The following is a 17360-nucleotide window of genomic DNA, read 5'->3' on the forward strand; positions in this document are numbered from 1 at the left end:
TCAGGACCCCCTTTGCTCAGCCTCAACCTTAGCCTTAACCTTCCAAAGCCCTGGCGGGCTTTTTCAGCGGCCTGCCCCTCGGTATTTGTCTCTGATCGGTGACTTGGGTACACTGGGCCTGTTTCGACGGCAAGGCGACCAATGGCAAGGAGGATGGCATCGTGAAACAGACAAGAGAACGACTGGGCCTCGGTATCGTGCTAGTGGCTGGTCTCTTGATGGGAGCGGGCTGCGGGGGTACCGGGAAGACCTTCTATCTCGATCTTCAGCAGAAACAAGCGGTGGCGCAATATCAGGAGCCGGAACCGGTAAGCGTCGTCATCGAACCATTTGAAGATCGTCGACTGGAGAACAATTGGCTTGGTGTGCGAACCCATGTGTGGGGCGGGGTCACCTACTTCAACGTGGTGGGAGAGAGGCCGGGGGGCGTGGTCGCCCAGGCTCTCGCGGATCGCCTGAAGACGCGCGGCTGGAAGGGCCGCCCTTGGATGGTGCGAATGGCTTCCGGCGGGGCTCCGTCGAGTCTGAACGATACGGATATCGTGATCAGCGGGCAGTTGCTCGAATTTTCAGCCGGCGCCAAGAGTCGATTCTTTTCGACGGTGGTGAACACGAGCAGCAAGATGGTGATCACTGCGAGGAATCTTGGAGATCAGAGCACGACGATCAGAACGGTTGAGGGGGCAGAGCGCGATACCGTGTTTTGGTTTAACGAAGCCGACGTGCAACAGTTACTGGCGTCAACTCTGAAAGACTGCATCGATCGGTATATTGACGATACCACGATCGATCAGAAAGCTCTTCGTCCGACACGTTGATGGTCGGAGGGAAGGAATGACCCGCCGTGCGTGAACGTCGTTGGGAAACGACGACCTCACTGACCTTCAGTCAGGTGCTTACCGTGGGCGAACGTCTGGCTGCCTTGGGATTGAAGCCGGCGGTGCCTGCAAGAGACGTGATCTGTTACGTCGAAGAGTGGACGGTCAAGTCTCCAGAGGATTTCGACCAGTTGGACGCCTGGTCCACCGAAGACGTGACCTTGATCCACGTCCGAGAGGGTTGGCGCGGCGACTTTTTTCTCCTGGTTGGCGCGTACCACACTGTCTACCAGCGCTATCAGGATGTGGGCACCTACTGCTCAATCAGCCATCCCTGGCATATTCGCGATCCGTTACGACTCCATGATCCCCGCAGCATGCTTTGGCTGGGATTCCGCCACGCCCATTCGTTTATCCGCATACGGCTCCACACGAAAGATGTCATCACTCCGGGCGAGACGCGCGGCGATGACGAGCGGGTACAGTGGTTGGAGGAACGGCGCACGGCCTTTCTCGAAGCCATCACGCTATTAGAGCTTCCGGTCGAGACTTTGGTGGAAAAACAGCAACTGGTGATGCGTCCGGTCGATCCTTCCGTACCCTTCTTTTGCTCCTGGCCCGACGCCTTTGGGCCCTGCCAGTTTGAGTACAACACGGCAGACGCCTATGAGTTCCTGGTGCCGGCCAGTAAGTTGGCCGCGACGTCTGTGCCGGAACCAGTAGGTGTCCGGGCCTATCTGACGGGCTTTTCAGAGGACGCGCTCGTCGACTTTCTGAAGATTGACCCCCCTGCCCGGTCTGTTTATCGCTGCTCCGTGCATTGCCCGCTCGACGATTTGCCCGAGATTCGATCTGTGATTGAGCCAGACGGCCGCCTCTACACCACGCTCTGTGAATTCCAAACTCAGGAACTGCTTCCCGACGGCAGAGATGCTTCGGCTATCATCGGCGTGGTGGGCTCACGTGCGGGCTTTGGCATCGAGGTTCGTTTAAACAAGGCGCCGCTGAGCGAAGAGATGATGATCGGTTGGCTGGAGCAGCTCATCGCTCATCCAGTGGTGTATGCGCCTCTCCCCCCCTTCGTGTGACGGACGGCTGAGAATGATCCCCGGTATTCAGCTCAGGTTAAGGTCAACGCTGAGGCTAAGTTGAAATCGCCGATGCTCTCGCTCAACGTTGACCTTGCTCTCTGCAGGGATTCAGCCTTCTCGTGAATCCAATTTTTCGTTGATGAATTCGGTCGAATTGCACAGAGTGGGAGCATGAGCCCACTGTCCAGAGTGCAATCGTTCCTCGCGAAGCCCTTCATGCCGGCGTTGTTCTTTTTTTCAGGTGTCGGCTATGACACTTTAACCCTGACCCGCATCGATAGGCTCCAAGACAATCTCTTGCTGCTGCTCTATCTGGTACTGTTGGGTCTGCTCATTGTGCTGACAGGGCGGTTGGGCATTGAGCCGTTGCCGGGTCGGGAACAGTTAACCTCGCTCACACCCTTTACCAGCTGGGTGCTGCGGATGAGGCCCTACTTTCCAATGGCCGTGCAATTCCTCTTGGGCGGCCTCTTCAGCGCCTATGCCGTGTTCTACTCCCGCAGCGCAACACTCACGAGCACGGGGATTTTCTTTGCCCTGCTAGTCGCGCTGTTGGTCGGCAATGAATTTCTGCGCGATCGGCTTTCCAGTCTGCGTCTTTTAGTGAGTCTCTACGCGGTAGTCTGCTTCGCCTTTTTCACATTCTTTCTGCCGGTTATGACCGGTTTCATGAATGTTGCGATCTTTCTGGTTGGGGCGGGGCTCAGCGTTGCCGTGACCCTTCGGGTTGTCCAACTGATTTACCGAAACAACCCGGACCGCTCAAAGCGCGAGGCAATCGGAGTGACGGCTCCTGCCTGCGCCCTTATCGGCCTCCTCGTCTGCTTCTATTTTCTCAACTGGATCCCACCTGTGCCGCTCGCGTTGAAATTCGGCGGTATTTATCATGAGGTGAAGAAGACCGGCGACCAGTTCGAACTGACGTTTGATAAGAAGTGGTATCAAATTTGGAAACGGTCTGACGATACCTTTCCGGCCAACGAGCCCATCTACTGCTTCACCGCGGTCTTTGCCCCTGTTGCTCTGAATACCACGGTCTACCATCACTGGTACTTTCGCCCCAATGATAATACGCCCTTCACACACGCAGACAAAATCCCACTCAAGATTTCCGGCGGGCGCGAAGGTGGCTATAGGGCCTATACGTTCAAGCAACGACTCGATCCCGGCGACTGGCGCGTGGACGTTGAAGCTGAAGACGGACGCATCATCGGGCGTGTCTCAGTCAAGGTTGAAGATCAAGGAGCGGCACAACCGGCGTTGAGGGCATTCTCGTACTGAGTCCATACATAACAGGCATCAGCCTGCAAGTGGTCTACCGGGATAAGGGTATTCCGGATTTGACCCTATCTGACGGGCATCGGCTGTCGAGATCTGGTTGCGAGGGCTTGTTTAAGAGCGTAAAGTCCACGGGCCATGAGCATACGGACCCTCGCCCCTTGCCCCGCCAGTCCTAACTGCGTCTCGACGCAAGCGCAGGACGAGGGCCATGCCATTCTGCCGATTCGTTACCGCAAGTCTCGGGTTGAGGCCAAGGAGGGGTTGAAGGAATTTATCCGGGCTTTGCCCCGTACCAGACTCGTCGAGGAAGACGAGTCCTACCTGCATTACGAGTTCACCAGCCTGCTGCTCCGGTTCGTGGACGATGTGGAGTTTGTCTTCGACGACGAAGCGAAGACAATTCACTTTCGTTCTGCTTCACGGACCGGCTATGGCGATTTGGGCGTCAATCGCGCCCGCATGGAACAGGTACGCGCCCTTGCGGGAGAAAAGCTGTAGTATCTTTCAGTATTTTTCTTTGGAGAGGGTTGGGCTGTTGGTATGATTCTCCGAAGTAGGAGGGGCGCATGGGGTTCAAGCGAAAAGCATCACGCGTCGAGACCGGCCGGGATGGCCGGCTGCAGCGAGGATCACTCTCAGCGCCCTGTAAGGTATTGGATGTCAGCGAGACTGGTGTCCGGATTGAGAGCCGTTTGTTTGTGAAGACCGGTGATGCGCTTCAACTTGTCATCGAGCTTGAGAGGGGGAGAACGTTGACTTGTGGCTTGCAGGTTGTCCATGTGCGCACCCCTAAGTTCGGCACAAAGATCGTCTCGATCAGTCCAGAGGACAACGAGCGACTGGCCCATATCCTCGACGACAATGTGCAGACCAGTTTTTCTCGCCGGTAATCGGCCTTGTTCATTTAGTCTCTCAAGTCTATCCGGTCTATCTTGTCTGTCTGGTTCATCTGGTTAGGTTTGTTCAACCAAATAGACGAGACAGACCGAATAGACCAGATAGACCAAGTCAGTGCGCGGGGCTGGGTGGTTTCGGGCCGAGCCTGGTTGTGTGTTGGAAGACGCACTTCGGGCAGGTGTAGTGGACGAACTGCTTGCCGCCGACCAGGCGCTTTTTCATCGGGAGTCGGCACCAGGTGCAGAGGCGATCTGGGAGGTCGGCTGGGAGCGGAGGCTGGTTCGGTGTTGGGGAAGTGACATTGGTCATATGCGGCATTCTCTCCGACCGCCGAGAACCTTGTCAATCGATCGAGTGACATCCGACCGCTTCGGTGCGAAAAAAAAGTTTCTCCATCCTCTCTCATGTGAAAAGTTTCGTGGTATAGTCCGGACTACTAGTCGACCGTCACAGCTTTTTCACCCTCCAACAGAAAGGTGTCAGCCTTTATGAGTAGCTCGACTGATTCCGAGTCCGCAATCTTTCCATCTGAGTCCCCGGTAGCCGCTTCCCTCGCACCCCAGGAGATGGTGGGTGAGGGGAAGGCATGGGGACTCTGCACCGCAGTTGACCTTCAAGAGTGTCACCCCGACCTGATCCGCAATGCCGACCATATCCGTCGCTATGTCGTCGAACTGTGCGAGCTCATCGACATGAAGCGTTTTGGCGAGTGCCAGGTCGTCGATTTCGGCTCAGGCCGCGTGGCCGGCTATTCCATGGTGCAGCTGATCTCGACGTCGTTGATCAGCGGCCATTTCGCGAATGATACGAACAACGCCTACCTCGACATTTTCAGCTGCAAGGGTTATGACCCTGCCGTCGTCGAGGCGTTCTCCAAGGAATTTTTTGGCGCCCGTCGCAGCGCCGCGACCGTTACGCTTCGTTACTAGGAATGGACCGGGGGCCGCGGCAGTGCGGCTCCCGGCGCCGATCCGAGATACACGACCTTTCCGAGAACGATGAATCCCACCACTGTCAAAGAGATTTTCGAACGTCTTCCAGGCCAGCTCGATTCAGATGCCGCCGAGGATCTTGACGCGGTCTACCAGTTCGATCTGAGCGGCGCGCAGGGCGGGCAATACATTCTCACGATCCGGGAGGGAGCCTGTCAGGTCGCGGAAGGGATCCATGTGGACCCGCACGTCGTGTTCTCGATGGCTGGAGAGGACTGCATCAAGGTTCTGAACGGCCAGTTGAGCGGGACAGCCGCAGCGATGTCGGGCCGGCTCAAGATCAGCGGGGATATTGGCCTGGCGATGCAACTGAAGGCACTCTTTCCAACCCTCGGATAAGCAACCAGCTTCGCGCACTAAAACGCGGTCTATCTGGTCTATTCAGTCTGTCTCGTCTGTTTGGCGGAACAAAACTAACCAGATAAACCAGACAGACTAGATAGACCAGATGAACCAGACAGACCATCTGACTGGTTGAGCGTTCTGCCTATCGGCCAGCCGGCACCTGTCCCGGCTCTGGCGGTATCCAGTCGGCATCTTCCGGGGGGTTGTCTCTATGCCGCGGGAACCATTCCTCCAAGATCACATAGACCGTGGGGATCAGGAAGAGTGTGAGGATCGTGGAGACACTGAGTCCTCCGACGACTGCGCGCGCCAAGGGAGCGTTCGTCTCACCGCCGGTCCCCCATCCGATGGCCATGGGAAGCAGTCCAAGGACGGTGGCAAGGGAAGTCATCAGAATGGGCCGGAGCCTAGTCCGGGCAGCGGCGACTGCCGCGTCGTGTAGCTCCTGTCCCCGCCTCCGCAGCACGTTTGTATAATCCACCAGCAGGACGCCGTTTGAGACGACGATGCCCAGCATCATGATGATGCCCATCATCGAAGTGGTGGAGAGGGTTGTCTCGGTCAGAAAAAGGATCAGGATCACTCCGGGGAAACCCATCGGAACCGAAAACATGATCACGAAGGGGTCGATCAACGACTTGAACTGAGCGGCCATCACCATATACACAAGGGCCAGGGCCAGGACCGATGCAAACAGCAAGCCTTCAAACGTTTCTCTCTGCTGCTGGATCTGGCCGGCCAACCGGATGTTGAAGCCCGTGGGCAGCTGGATCTTGGCCAGGGCCTCCTCCAGGTCGGTGGCGATGGCACCGAGGTCCCGGTCCACGGGGTTAGCGGTTAGATGGATCACCCGCTGAAAGTACTTGCGGTCGATCTTCACCGGGCCGGCATTGAGCTTGAGCGAGGCGACGTTTTTGAGAAGGATCGGTTCTCCGGTTCGTGAGGTCAACACGATATTTTCGATTGCCGTCAGATCCTTTCGATGCTCCTCCGCGAGCCAGGCGCTGATGTAGTACTCGTTCCCGTTTTGGGGGTCGGTGTAGATGATGGGGTCGGTTTGGCCGTTGCCATTGAGTGAGAAGAGGACGGCGGTGGCGACGTCTGTTTCACTGATACCGAGGAGAGCAGCCTTCTCACGGTCCACCACCACGTTGACCTCGGGATAATTCTCCTCGCGGCTGACTTCGATGTCGGCGAGACCCGGTGTTTGCTGCATGACACTTTCGACCTGCCGGATGACCTCCCGCGCTTTCTCGAAATCGTACCCATAAATTTCGACGTCGACAGACTTCTGCGATCCAAAACTGGTGATCCGCTTGATGAGCCCGCCCGGGTCAAAAAACATCGCGACACCCGGAAAGAGTGCTAATACCTTGGGCCTCACGTCGTTCATAATTTGCACCTGGCTTCGCTTCCGTTTGTCCGGCGTGACGAGATGGACGGAGATGCCCGACGTATGGGGCCCGGTGTTCGGATTGAACAGGGAGGACCGGCCCTGGGCCAACACGCCGGTACTGGAGACGATGGTTTCCAGCTCCTCGGCAGGAATATGTGCCCGCAGCACCCGTTCGACCTCGGCCACCTGCTGCTCGGTTTTTTCCACTCGTTGACCGACCGGTCCGCGCAGTATGATCCGGAACTGACTTTCATCCGACACTGGCAAAAATTCCGTCCCGATCTTAGGCACCAGCGCGAGCGAGGAGGCGAAGAGGAGCAGGACGCTAGTGATGAAGAGCCGGCGGTGCGCCAAGACCCAGCGGAGTGATTCGTCGTAACTTCTGTCCAGGGACTCGTAGCGTTCGCGGCTCCAGTCGAACAGGCGGATGAACCATGGCGGCATCGACCGGTGAGAATCCTGTTCCGGCTTCAGGAATTTGTAGCAGAGTGCCGGGGTCACCGTGCGGGACACGAAGAAGGAAGTAAACAGTGAAATCGCGATCGTGATGGTCAAGGGAATCAGGAGCAGGCGGGCAATTCCCGCGACGAAGAAAATCGGGAGAAAGACGACGACCGTGGTGACTGTCGAAGCGAAAATAGGCATGGCCACCTCGCGGGCCGCTTCCAGGATCGCGTCCCAGCGGCGACGCGTGGTATTCAAATGGCGTTGAATGTTTTCGAGTTCCACGATGGAATCGTCGACGAGTCGGCCGATCCCGAGGGCCAGGCCTCCCAGGGTGAACACGTTCAGGGTTTGTCCTGAGAAGTACAGCACGATGAAGGTCACCATGATCGAGAGGGGAATGGCGACTGAGATGATCAGCGTGCTCGTAAGACTACGGAGGAAGATCAGGATGACTAATGCGGCCAGCAGCGATCCGTGCAGCGCCTGTTCGGCGAGGTTTCTGATCGACTGGCGGATATAGACCGATTGGTCGAAGGAGATGCCGACCTTCACACCTGGCGGAATGCCGACCATCTTCGGCAGGGCGGCACGCAGCGCATCCACCACCGCCACGGTGTTGGCGATGGGCTGTTTGTTCACCCGCAGATACACGGCCCTGGCCCCGTCCGTCCTCACGATGTTGGTCTGAATGTCCGACGAATCGGTCACGGTCCCGACATCCCGCACTCGCACGGGGCTGCCTTGCTGGTTGACCTTTACGATCACATCCTGGATCGGATCGACGGTACGGAACTGATTATTGGTGAAGACGTTGTAGTCCAAATTGCCGGCTTTGATGTCGCCCGAGGGGAGAATGAGGTTGGCGGCCTTTACAGATTTGACGACATCAAGGATTGAAAGGCTCCTGGCGTTCAACAGCGCCGGGTCGAGGTTGATGTTGATTTGACGGATCTTCCCGCCTTCCACGGTGGCAGCGGCGACGTTGGCAATCTGTTCGATCTGCGGTGCAATTGTATTATAGGCCAGGTCGTACAGGGCCCGTTCGTCGAGATCGTCGCTCGAGACCGTCACGAGGGAGACGGGGATATTCGAGACATCGAACTTGACGATGAAAGGTTGCAGAATGCCTGGCGGGAGGCTGTTAAGAATTTGGGTGACTCGCTGCATCACCTCCATCTGGCCGGCGTTAATGTCCGTGCCCCAGTTGAACCAGATCTGCACCGCACCGATGCCCTGCTTGGCGAACGACTCGACATGTTCGACGTTCGACGCGGAACTGACGGCTTTCTCGATGGGATAGACGACACTCTGTTCGATGTCGAGCGGCGGGGCACCTTTATAGATGACCCCGACGAACGCCACGGGCACTTGAATCTGTGGAAAGAGATCAACCGGTAGCCGTTGTACGGAGGTGCCGCCCAGGATCAGCATGGCCAAGGACAGCATCAGGACGCCGATGCGATTGCGAAGTGCGAGGAGGGTCAGCCACATAGCTGGTAGGGGGTGAGAGGTAAGGGGTGAGGCGTGAGGCGTAAGGCGTTAGGGGAAGGAAATAGAGGGCGGAATGATGTATTCGCAGCACCCCTCACGCCTCACCCCTCACGCTTCACGGGTTCAAGAGGCTGCACCTGTACGGGGCTGCCTTCATGCACGAGGTCTTTCCCGGAGACGATCACCTGCTCCGACCCGTCCAAGCCCTTGGTGATCTCCACCCGGTTTTCGTCGCGGAATCCGATTTCCACTGGTACCCGCTGGGCCTTTCCCTCACGTACAATGTAGACATATTGGGCGTCTTCCAACCGACTCACGGCGTCGATGGGGATCTGAAGGGCGTTTCGATGGGTGCCGACTAGGATCTCGACGCGGGCGAACATGCCGCCTTTCAAAACATGGTCCTTGTTGGGGAGGTCCACCTCGATCGTCATTGTGCGAGTGGCTCGGTTCAGGGCCTGGACCACACGGGTGACGGTACCCTCAAAGACGCGATCGGGGTAGGCCTCAGCGCGAATTTCCGCTTTTCGACCCGCCTGGATGAGCGGGACATCCTTTTCGACGACCTCGATCAGGATGCGGACCGTCTGGATCTCATGGAGGGTAAGAATCCCGCGTGACGTCGTGGAAGCGCCGGCAGTCGCCCCGCTGACGTAGGCTCCGAGATCCAGGTTGCGCTCGGCGACATAGCCCGCGAACGGCGCACGAATATAGGAATAGGCCAGGTTTGTCTCGGCCTGTGCCAGGGCGACTTCCATTTGCTGGACCTGGGCGCGGAGCGAGTCGAGCGCCGCCGCTGCCGCGTCGTAGGCAACTTGGGCGTTATCCAGGTCCTGTTGAGACACAAACTGGTCTTTGATAAGTGCCTGCATCCGATTGAGCGTGAGAGTGGCGTTGCGCATGCTCGCGTCCTGCTGTGCGACTCTCGCCCTGGCTGCGGACAGGTTGGCTTTGGCCTGGTTGACGGCATGCTGATAATCCGTGTGATCGATCTCGATCAGAAGCTGGTTTGCTTTGACCAGATCGCCTTTGTCGACGTGAAGTCTGGCAATGTAGCCGTTAACCCGTGAAAACAGATTGACGGTTTGATTGGGGGTGATGTCGGCGGTGTAGGTCAGTCGTATGTCCAGGTCCTGTTTCAGCGGTGCCACTGTGGCGACCGTGATGGATCTGGCCTTGCGGGCATCGCTCTTGGCCCCGCTGCTGAGGCGAAATACCACAAGGGCAGTGATCGCGAAGAACACGATAACCCCGAGTGTGACAATCGGATGTTGCTTCAGGGGATTCATCGCGTCTTTTCTCCCACCGTCTTCCGGTCGTCCGGCCTCTTGGTCAGTCCGGTGAGGAACAGGTCGACGTAGGCCGTGACTGTGTCCTCATGGGATTGATGCAGGGGCACTCCGAATATCTCGTGAAGGAGACGGTGATGGACGACCACACCGATGAATGCGCGGGCTGCCAGGAGTGGGTCGACCGGCCTGAATGCGCCGTCTTCAATTCTCGTGTGGATGTACGCAGCGAGGTGGTCATAGAAGACTTTTAGATGTTTGCCAAAGAACATCTCGGAAAGCTCGTGCCCTTCCAGGGCGCTGAACAGAAGGAGCCGTAAGAACGTCGAATCGACGCCGGGGCGAATGCGATAGCTTGCGATGATCGTAAACACCAGATGATCGTCGTGTTTCTTGGCGGCGTCTTCCAAGGGTTCGATGAGTTCGTTTACGGTCACTTTTTCTGCCAGGATTGCGGCGTAGAGTGTCCGTTTTGTCGGAAAATGTTTGAAGACTAAAGCCTCGCTCACGTGCGCCGCTTTGGCGATGGCTTTCGTGGTCGTACCGTTGAACCCTTTAGCGGCGAAGAGTGAAGCGGCAGCAGCAATGAGGCTGGCTTGACGATCGTATGCAGAGGCACGCTGCCCGTTCCCCTGTGTGGCCTGCTTGGGTCGTCTATTCATAGTAAGTAAGTACTCACTCACCAAGATCGTAGCATGCTTCATTTTTAGAGGGCAAGCATTGGAGTGGTACTGAAACTCTTGGGGGAGGTAACGGGAAGGTATAGGTATGCAGAGGCAGGATGCAGCCGCAGTGCCTATAAATACTCTGGGTTAGGGCACAGACTTAAGATGCGGCCCCTGTGGGCTCGGAGGCTCAACCAGAGTGAATAGGGGCGGCCCGCCTGTGAGGGTAGAGCGGTTCAAGTGTTTCCAGATGAACTGGCGTAGCCTGGTCAGTTCTCGTGTCGTGACGTCAGGAAATTCGATCCCGCATTCGTTTTCCGCAGCCCAGACCACTTGAACTTCTGAGATGAGAACCGGGCGGGACGTCTCTGAGACTGTCAGGTAGAGATTCCAGGAGCTCCCTACAGGCAACCGCTCCGTACTGGAGAGTTTGCAGCCGATCTCGGACAGGTCAAGGGTCATCCCATTGCCAAGTTGAAATCGGTCTGTTGCTGAGAACCGGGCTACAACTTGAACAGAAGCCCGCTGAGCTGTCCTCAGATCAGTGGTTTGAGCCTTTGTGTCTGTTGTCATTTTTTTGCCATTCCGTCGCTGTCCGCTCATGGGGTACTCTACGTGACAGAAGTCAATCTAATCAGAATACGCAAGGTTCGATCGCAGGAAGTACCGCAGTCGGTTTTGTTCTCGGAGATTCATCTTGAGGATCTCGACTCCGAACCGGCGTCCTGAGGTCCAAGCCACCCTCGTTTCCATCACGAAGAGCGGGTCTTGTCCTGGGAGGTACAGAAAGATCATGAGTTCCATCCCAGGCCTGACCGGGGTGTTGCCGCGAATACCTAAACCCGTAGGTGAGAGATCTGTGACCATGCCGTCGCCCATGAGGACCTCGCCGGAGCCGTTTTGGGCCGAGTACATCAACCCAAACTCTACCGGAGGCCGGTGGTTTTGCCTCCGATTGTGTGTTTCTGCTATGGACTGAAGCCCCTTCCCCAATGCAACCTGTACTCGTTTCATGAGGGCACCTCCTTGTGACAGTTTCAGATGCGATGGTCGTGGTCTAAGCGGGTGACGCGATCCCACAAGAAGACTCGGAGATGATTCTTTTCCTTCAACGTCAGAGGGCCCAATGTCACTCCAAAACGACGTCCAGCAACCCAGGAGACTCGGTTCTGGGCAATGCACAACGGCTTCTCCATTCCAGGAAGGCTGACAAAGAGGGCTATTCTCATGCCGGGTATGACCGAGCGATTCCCGTATATGGTAACCCCGCGTAGTGAGAGATTGGTGCCGATGCCGTCGGCGACCAGAAACTGGCCCTTGTCCATGCCGGAATAGAAAAGTGGGAAGACTGCGGGGGTACGATTGCCATGGCGACGATCGGCTTGATCGGGACGTTCAGCAACTGAGGTAGCGGGAGGGGCGATCTGAATAGGCATGGTTTCCTCCCTGACATTGGGTTGATGCTTAAACGATGCGAAACCCCGTTCGCCGATGGTCTACGGCTGACAAGCTGATATTTTTAAAGATCACTTCCTGCAGCCGTTGCCGTTGTTCCGGTGACAGCTTGGGAAACCTGACAGAAAAAGAGTCTTTGGCAACCCAGGAAACGAGAGTGTCGTCGAGTCGTACGGGGGATTGCGCATCCTCCAGATATAGGAGCAGGGTGAGGCGGCTACCCAGCGAGATCGTGGCTGTGCTCAATATCTTGCAGCCGCTTTTCGAGAGATTTTTCAGAATGCCTTCTCCTCTGACGATTCGTGCCCCTTCTGCTCCTGAATAGGCTACTCGGTACCGAATTGGAACTCGTTCGGCATAGCGTCGGTCCAAGAGAGAATGAGGTTTCTGATCGTTGAGCTTGAATAAGGGGTGGGACAGTTTCATCGGTATCTCCGCAGTGGTCTCGCCGGGTGTTCTTTGCCCCTCGCGACAGTCTGAGAATACCGCACCCAAGAAATTCGACCATCCCTCAGGAGGGGGGATTCCTGTCCCATCAGAAGGGGGGTGCGGCGGGCGGTGAGCGTTAATTCACAAGGGTTTTAGGGGAATAGAGCCTCGATAACTAGCAGTGTGTTGACAAACTACTTGAGCAGAACAGGCATGCAAGGTCTGGATACGCGCAGACCCGTTCAGAAGCCATCGCAGGCTGTTCAGAAAGGCCGCTTTCTCACCCGCCCAACCCCGGCAACTACTTCACCCGCCCGCCCTGAGTCTGCCAAGACAGCCTCTTTACCCATAGACGCGCCGTTGCCGCGGGCAAGGCCGCAGCAAGCAACTCAAGATAGCTCTTCCAAGCTTGCTTGGTTACTGTACTCCGGGATGGCTCGGATGAGTCCCCCACTGCGCGCGTCCAACGAGGGTCTTCTGAGACCGCACGTTGCGCGAGCACAGGGGATTCACCGGGCCATCCCACCCCACGCTGGCGGACTTTATCAACAGCCTGCTAGCGGAGTGCAGGAAGGTTGACTGTGAGAGGGAAGGGACCGAAGGGGAAGAGAATGCCAATAATCAATCGGTGATCTTTCGGCGAAGTTCTTGGCTCTCGAAAAAGATAATGCCGCGATCGGTTTCTGTCTCGTATCGGAGGGTCACATCTGTCTCAAATCCCGTCCATTTATAAAATTTGACGGGGCCGCTGGTGATCTGTCCTGGTGTGCGGTCGAGCGAGCCATAGAGGGATTGGAGATAGGCGAGGATCTGATCGTGGGAGCCCTTGCCTTGGTAACGGACTGTGACGCGCGCGAATTGGCCGTAGGAGGTGACGAATTTCATGGAATCAACCGGTACAGGACCAAGCGAGGGGGCCCCGGATTTGAGTTCATAGGTTTGAGCCCGCCCGGTGTCCTCAACTTTCTTGTGCCTGTCGGTTTCGGAAAATGGGGCACCCCAAGGGATTCCTTCGAATCCGTTAGGATCATTTTCCATGGGCACGGCGAACGCAAAGGTGCCTTGAAGGATGCACGAGAGGAAGAGTAGGAGGAGGAAGACGGGACGGAGAGGCATGCTACTCCGCAGAGTCTGTAATATGGTCGTTGAACCTGGGGGCAAGCGTGCGGCTGTCGATAAAAAGAAATCCACGTTCCGTGTTTGCATGGTAGGTCAAGCTGATCTCGGTATCAGTCCCGCGCCAAATATACTGTTGACTAAGACCCCGCATCATCTGCCCTGGGGTGCGCTCAAGTGAACCAAACTGTTGCTCCAGATGGCTGAGAATTTGTTTGTGCCGATCGTCGCCCTGATAGCGGATGGTTACACGGGCGAATTGTTCATCGACTGCTAAGAAGCGGAGGCTTTCGACCGGTATTCCCGCAAACAGAGGCTGACTGTCCCTCAATTGGTATTCGCTCACATGCGGGCCTGCTTTCGCGACTTGCAAGTCCGGCCTCGTGGTGAGAGTTGAACCCCAGATGAGACTCTGAAAACCATTCGGATCGTTTACCATCTGCACGGCCTGGGCAAGAAAGGGGTAGTTCATACAGAGGACTAGCCCCAGTGAGATAAGGTAGCGGCCCGCGCGATGTCTCTGTTGTCCGGTCATGTCAGAACGCTACCATGGACGATTGGATGGCGCAACTCCCTCAGTTTTGTTGAGAATGTCCTGAGGCGTAGCTATAATGCGCGGGTTTTCCCACATGTGTTGCGGCGAGGAACCGACCCCATGATTGACAGCGATGCGTTCGTTCAAGCGGTACAAGATATCGGAGTCGATTTCTTTACGGGGGTTCCGGATTCGATCTTAGGCGGCATCATTGCCGAGTTGATGGAACGGCGTCTCTACACCCCGGCTGTTCGGGAAGATGAAGCGGTCGCCATGGCTGCCGGGGCCTATATGTCCGGCAAGGTTCCCGCCGTGCTCATGCAGAATTCGGGGTTGGGCACGTCCCTCAACACCCTCATTTCGTTGAACATGATCTATTGCCAGCCCTGTATTTTGATTGTGTCCTGGCGTGGCTATCAAGGTAAAGATGCGCCGGAGCATCTCGTGATGGGTGAGGTGATGCCGCAGTTTCTGGACACGATGAAAATCCCGCATCGAACCCTCTCGGAAAAGACGGCGATTGACGATCTGAAATGGCTGGCGGAGACGTTCATGAAGCAGCGCATTCCCGTCGCCCTCTTGATAACGAAGGGTGTTGTGAGAGGGGTGCACCCATGAGACCGGAAGAAGGCACGATGCAGAGCCGGGCAATGGCCATGGCGGCACTGCTGGAACTACTGACCGACCAACCGGTGATTATTTGCAACGGGTTTCCCTCTCGCGAAGCCTATAAGATTGCCGATCGTCCGACTCATTTCTATATGATCGGGTCCATGGGGAATGCCCCGGCCATTGCGCTAGGTGTCGCGCTCGCCAAGCCGAACAAGCAGGTGGTGGTGTTCGATGGGGACGGCAACGTCTTGATGGGCCTGGGGACGCTCGCGACGGTGGGCGCGTTGAAACCAAAAAATTTCATCCATGTGGTGTTCGACAATGAAGTCTATGGCACGACAGGGAACCAGCCGACGATTTCCAATGTCGTTCCGCTGGAGAAGGTGGCCAAGGCGGCCGGGTATGTGAATGTCGAACGGGTACGGGAACGTGAGGACCTCGTCTACGAATTCAAAGACATGTTAAAGAAGGATGGGCCGAGCCTGTTGTTGGTCAAAGTCAATGAGATGGTGGAGGATGTCGGGCGCGTGATGCTCGATCCGCCGGACATTACCAAGCGGTTCATGAAAGCGATACAATAGCGTCTCGTGAGGGGTAAGGCGTAAGGGGTGAGTGGGGTAGAACCAATCTTCCCAGGCGATTTCGCCTAACGTCTCACACCTCACGCCTAACGAGGTTTATGATCTTATTGAATCCAGGGCCGGTGAATGTGTCGGAGCGGGTGCGGCAGGCGCTGTTGCGGCCGGATGTCTGCCACCGGGAGTCGGAATTTACTGAACTCCTGCACGGGATCCAAGCGAAGCTGCTGAAGCTCTTTGTGCCGGGGGCGGAAGCGGAGTACGCCGCTGTTGTGTTAACTGGATCAGGCACTGCGGCAGTGGAGTCGGCCGTCATGTCGGCGCTCCCGCACGGTAAACGGATGCTGGTACTCAACAACGGCGTCTATGGCGAGCGCATCTCCCAGATGGTCGGGCTGTCTCGCCTGGGCGTGTCTGAACTCAAATACGATTGGACGATGAGGCCGGATCCTGAACGGCTGCGGCTGGCGTTGCGACAACATCCGGAAGCCCAGGCAGTCGCCATGGTCCATCATGAGACGACCACCGGACTCATCAATCCAGTCAAAGAGATTGCGGACGTCGTCGACAGCCAGAATCGGGTGTTTATTCTGGACGCGGTCAGTGCGTTGGCAGGGGAGCTGCTGGATATCGCCGGGTCTCACATCTATATGGTGGCTGGCACGTCAGGCAAGTGTATTCAGGGATTCCCCGGCCTGTCTTTCGTGCTCGTCCGCAAGGGGTTTCTCGAGCGGATGCGCGCGTACCCTAGACGGTCGATCTATCTCCATATCACGCAGTATGTCGATGACCAGGGTCGCGGAACGATTCCCTTCACGCCGGCTGTACAGGTCTATTATGCGTTCGATGAGGCGTTGAATGAACTCATGGAGGAAGGGGTTGCCAAGCGGATTCAGCGATATAAGACCGTGGCGACCCTCATTCGAGACCGCATGGCGAAACTTGGCGTGAAGCCGCTGTTGACTCCGGAGAAACATTCGAACACGATTACGGCCTTTCATCTTCCCGAGGGTGTCACGTATCGGTCGTTGCACGATCGATTAAAAGAAGCGGGCTACGTGATCTATGCGGGCCAAGGCCAACTCGAGAGCAAGATTTTCCGCATTGCCAACATGGGCGCCCTCACAGAGGCCCAGTTTGTCGGATTTCTCGACGCATTTGAACGGATTTGCGGCACAGCATGAAAGCCATCATCCTCGCAGCAGGAGTCGGGAAGCGTCTGTGGCAACTCACGCAACACCGCCCGAAGTGCCTCATCGAGATTGGCGGGCGGACCCTTTTGCATCGCTATCTTACGTCGCTCCGGAGCGTCGGCATTCACAATGCCGACGTGGTTGTAGGCTACAAGCAGGAGATGATTCGCGCGGCTGTGGCAGCGGACTCCTGTGGCGTGCGTGTGAATTTCCTCGTCAACGAGCAGTTCCATCGCGGCAGCATTTCTTCGCTCTGGATCGCGCGCAATGTGCTGGATGATAATGCGATTATCATGGACGCAGATGTGCTCTTCCATCAAGAGATCTTGCGTCGTTTGGTGCAGTCTCCTTATGAGAATGCCTTGCTCATGGATGAGACTGTCAAGCAGATAGGGGAAGAGTGTATGGTTGTGGTCGAAGGGGGGCGCGTGATTGCGTTGACCAAGAAGATGCCGTTGCATTATGACTATGCCGGAGAAGGCGTGGGATTTCTCAAGATCCGGCATGCCGATGGGCCGTCTGTTGTGGCGTCGCTCAGAACTCATGTGGATCATGAGGCCTGGCAGATGGAATACGAGGATGCTCTTTTCGAATTTTTTCGTGACGTGAAAGTCGGCCATGAGAAAATTGGAGGACTCCCCTGGACCGAAATCGACTTTGTGGAGGATGTATCGAAAGCGGAACGGGATGTGTTGCCGAAACTGTAGCTGTGCCGTTGGTGGAGTGTTCC

21 protein-coding genes are annotated in these 17360 nt (G+C 56.6%); 11 read left to right on the top strand and 10 right to left on the bottom strand.

Translation table 11 applies throughout. The features are described 5' to 3' along the window. The first annotated feature begins 161 nt into the window (after positions 1-161). The 5 genes from HZB34_06920 to HZB34_06940 all read left to right on the top strand — a co-directional run bounded on the left by HZB34_06920 (position 162) and on the right by HZB34_06940 (position 4080). Entirely contained in the window at positions 162-818 is a 657-nt protein-coding gene (locus tag HZB34_06920; GenBank protein MBI5315685.1) for a hypothetical protein, read from the top strand. Positions 819-844: 26 nt separating this feature from the next. After that, entirely contained in the window at positions 845-1906 is a 1062-nt protein-coding gene (locus HZB34_06925; protein ID MBI5315686.1) for a hypothetical protein, read from the top strand. Positions 1907-2080: 174 nt separating this feature from the next. Further along, the gene (locus HZB34_06930; protein ID MBI5315687.1) at positions 2081-3190 is read left to right on the top strand and encodes a DUF2914 domain-containing protein; all 1110 of its coding nucleotides are present in this window, start codon (positions 2081-2083) and stop codon (positions 3188-3190) included. 135 nt (positions 3191-3325) lie between these two features. After that, positions 3326-3688, top strand: a complete 363-nt coding sequence (locus HZB34_06935) for a DUF1499 domain-containing protein (GenBank protein ID MBI5315688.1) — start codon at positions 3326-3328, stop codon at positions 3686-3688. Positions 3689-3756: 68 nt separating this feature from the next. Continuing rightward, complete coding sequence (locus HZB34_06940; GenBank protein ID MBI5315689.1) at positions 3757-4080, top strand: PilZ domain-containing protein; 324 nt, start codon at positions 3757-3759, stop codon at positions 4078-4080. 118 nt (positions 4081-4198) lie between these two features. Here the strand turns inward: HZB34_06940 and HZB34_06945 are convergent, their stop codons facing one another. Further along, on the bottom strand, positions 4199-4396 hold the full coding sequence (locus tag HZB34_06945) for a hypothetical protein (protein ID MBI5315690.1): 198 nt from the start codon (positions 4394-4396) through the stop codon (positions 4199-4201). A gap of 179 nt (positions 4397-4575) precedes the next feature. On the opposite strand from HZB34_06945, the gene HZB34_06950 reads away from it, so the two are divergent. Both HZB34_06950 and HZB34_06955 read left to right on the top strand, forming a co-directional pair. After that, positions 4576-5016 (top strand): S-adenosylmethionine decarboxylase, encoded by a 441-nt coding sequence (locus HZB34_06950; protein MBI5315691.1) that lies wholly within the window; start codon positions 4576-4578, stop codon positions 5014-5016. A gap of 69 nt (positions 5017-5085) precedes the next feature. After that, positions 5086-5418 carry an SCP2 sterol-binding domain-containing protein gene (locus tag HZB34_06955; GenBank protein MBI5315692.1) on the top strand — a complete coding sequence of 111 codons (333 nt, stop codon included), beginning with the start codon at positions 5086-5088 and terminating at the stop codon, positions 5416-5418. 148 nt (positions 5419-5566) lie between these two features. On the opposite strand, the gene HZB34_06960 is transcribed toward HZB34_06955, so the two are convergent. The 9 genes from HZB34_06960 to HZB34_07000 all read right to left on the bottom strand — a co-directional run bounded on the left by HZB34_06960 (position 5567) and on the right by HZB34_07000 (position 14247). Further along, positions 5567-8758 (bottom strand): efflux RND transporter permease subunit, encoded by a 3192-nt coding sequence (locus tag HZB34_06960; protein MBI5315693.1) that lies wholly within the window; start codon positions 8756-8758, stop codon positions 5567-5569. A gap of 101 nt (positions 8759-8859) precedes the next feature. Next, entirely contained in the window at positions 8860-10047 is a 1188-nt protein-coding gene (locus HZB34_06965) for an efflux RND transporter periplasmic adaptor subunit (GenBank protein MBI5315694.1), read from the bottom strand. Next, positions 10044-10709, bottom strand: a complete 666-nt coding sequence (locus tag HZB34_06970; protein MBI5315695.1) for a TetR/AcrR family transcriptional regulator — start codon at positions 10707-10709, stop codon at positions 10044-10046. The genes HZB34_06965 and HZB34_06970 overlap by 4 nt, the downstream gene beginning before the upstream one ends. A 150-nt stretch (positions 10710-10859) precedes the next feature. Further along, positions 10860-11285 carry a PilZ domain-containing protein gene (locus HZB34_06975; protein MBI5315696.1) on the bottom strand — a complete coding sequence of 142 codons (426 nt, stop codon included), beginning with the start codon at positions 11283-11285 and terminating at the stop codon, positions 10860-10862. Positions 11286-11342: 57 nt separating this feature from the next. Beyond that, entirely contained in the window at positions 11343-11726 is a 384-nt protein-coding gene (locus HZB34_06980) for a PilZ domain-containing protein (GenBank protein ID MBI5315697.1), read from the bottom strand. 23 nt (positions 11727-11749) lie between these two features. Further along, on the bottom strand, positions 11750-12148 hold the full coding sequence (locus tag HZB34_06985) for a hypothetical protein (protein MBI5315698.1): 399 nt from the start codon (positions 12146-12148) through the stop codon (positions 11750-11752). Between the two features lie 28 nt (positions 12149-12176). Next, positions 12177-12593: a PilZ domain-containing protein gene (locus HZB34_06990; GenBank protein ID MBI5315699.1), complete on the bottom strand. Its 417-nt coding sequence runs from the start codon at positions 12591-12593 to the stop codon at positions 12177-12179. A gap of 624 nt (positions 12594-13217) precedes the next feature. Then, positions 13218-13712, bottom strand: a complete 495-nt coding sequence (locus HZB34_06995) for a hypothetical protein (protein ID MBI5315700.1) — start codon at positions 13710-13712, stop codon at positions 13218-13220. A gap of 1 nt (position 13713) precedes the next feature. Next, entirely contained in the window at positions 13714-14247 is a 534-nt protein-coding gene (locus HZB34_07000) for a hypothetical protein (protein ID MBI5315701.1), read from the bottom strand. A gap of 120 nt (positions 14248-14367) precedes the next feature. On the opposite strand from HZB34_07000, the gene HZB34_07005 reads away from it, so the two are divergent. The 4 genes from HZB34_07005 to HZB34_07020 all read left to right on the top strand — a co-directional run bounded on the left by HZB34_07005 (position 14368) and on the right by HZB34_07020 (position 17337). Then, a complete protein-coding gene (locus HZB34_07005) occupies positions 14368-14865 on the top strand; it encodes a sulfopyruvate decarboxylase subunit alpha (protein ID MBI5315702.1) in 498 nt (165 codons plus the stop codon). Beyond that, positions 14862-15440, top strand: coding sequence for a sulfopyruvate decarboxylase subunit beta (locus HZB34_07010; GenBank protein ID MBI5315703.1), 579 nt, complete (start codon positions 14862-14864; stop codon positions 15438-15440). Before HZB34_07005 ends, HZB34_07010 begins: the two co-directional genes overlap by 4 nt. Positions 15441-15538: 98 nt before the next feature. Then, positions 15539-16621, top strand: coding sequence for an alanine--glyoxylate aminotransferase family protein (locus HZB34_07015; GenBank protein MBI5315704.1), 1083 nt, complete (start codon positions 15539-15541; stop codon positions 16619-16621). Further along, on the top strand, positions 16618-17337 hold the full coding sequence (locus HZB34_07020) for a phosphocholine cytidylyltransferase family protein (GenBank protein ID MBI5315705.1): 720 nt from the start codon (positions 16618-16620) through the stop codon (positions 17335-17337). Before HZB34_07015 ends, HZB34_07020 begins: the two co-directional genes overlap by 4 nt. The last annotated feature ends 23 nt before the right edge of the window (positions 17338-17360 follow it).

The sequence above is a fragment of the Nitrospirota bacterium genome (genome assembly GCA_016219645.1).
GTDB lineage: Bacteria > Nitrospirota > Nitrospiria > Nitrospirales > Nitrospiraceae > Palsa-1315.

Bases quoted from the DNA above. Each gene is read 5' to 3' on its own strand.
- HZB34_07010 (MBI5315703.1), top strand. From the start codon at position 14,862: ATGAGACCGGAAGAAGGCACGATGCAGAGCCGGGCAATGGCCATGGCG.
- HZB34_06970 (MBI5315695.1), bottom strand. From the start codon at position 10,709: ATGAATAGACGACCCAAGCAGGCCACACAGGGGAACGGGCAGCGTGCC.
- HZB34_07000 (MBI5315701.1), bottom strand. From the start codon at position 14,247: ATGACCGGACAACAGAGACATCGCGCGGGCCGCTACCTTATCTCACTG.
- HZB34_06935 (MBI5315688.1), top strand. From the start codon at position 3,326: ATGAGCATACGGACCCTCGCCCCTTGCCCCGCCAGTCCTAACTGCGTC.
- HZB34_07020 (MBI5315705.1), top strand. From the start codon at position 16,618: ATGAAAGCCATCATCCTCGCAGCAGGAGTCGGGAAGCGTCTGTGGCAA.
- HZB34_07015 (MBI5315704.1), top strand. From the start codon at position 15,539: ATGATCTTATTGAATCCAGGGCCGGTGAATGTGTCGGAGCGGGTGCGG.
- HZB34_06980 (MBI5315697.1), bottom strand. From the start codon at position 11,726: ATGAAACGAGTACAGGTTGCATTGGGGAAGGGGCTTCAGTCCATAGCA.
- HZB34_06995 (MBI5315700.1), bottom strand. From the start codon at position 13,712: ATGCCTCTCCGTCCCGTCTTCCTCCTCCTACTCTTCCTCTCGTGCATC.
- HZB34_06950 (MBI5315691.1), top strand. From the start codon at position 4,576: ATGAGTAGCTCGACTGATTCCGAGTCCGCAATCTTTCCATCTGAGTCC.
- HZB34_06985 (MBI5315698.1), bottom strand. From the start codon at position 12,148: ATGCCTATTCAGATCGCCCCTCCCGCTACCTCAGTTGCTGAACGTCCC.
- HZB34_06990 (MBI5315699.1), bottom strand. From the start codon at position 12,593: ATGAAACTGTCCCACCCCTTATTCAAGCTCAACGATCAGAAACCTCAT.
- HZB34_06965 (MBI5315694.1), bottom strand. From the start codon at position 10,047: ATGAATCCCCTGAAGCAACATCCGATTGTCACACTCGGGGTTATCGTG.
- HZB34_06945 (MBI5315690.1), bottom strand. From the start codon at position 4,396: ATGACCAATGTCACTTCCCCAACACCGAACCAGCCTCCGCTCCCAGCC.
- HZB34_06930 (MBI5315687.1), top strand. From the start codon at position 2,081: ATGAGCCCACTGTCCAGAGTGCAATCGTTCCTCGCGAAGCCCTTCATG.
- HZB34_06975 (MBI5315696.1), bottom strand. From the start codon at position 11,285: ATGACAACAGACACAAAGGCTCAAACCACTGATCTGAGGACAGCTCAG.
- HZB34_06960 (MBI5315693.1), bottom strand. From the start codon at position 8,758: ATGTGGCTGACCCTCCTCGCACTTCGCAATCGCATCGGCGTCCTGATG.
- HZB34_06940 (MBI5315689.1), top strand. From the start codon at position 3,757: ATGGGGTTCAAGCGAAAAGCATCACGCGTCGAGACCGGCCGGGATGGC.
- HZB34_06955 (MBI5315692.1), top strand. From the start codon at position 5,086: ATGAATCCCACCACTGTCAAAGAGATTTTCGAACGTCTTCCAGGCCAG.
- HZB34_07005 (MBI5315702.1), top strand. From the start codon at position 14,368: ATGATTGACAGCGATGCGTTCGTTCAAGCGGTACAAGATATCGGAGTC.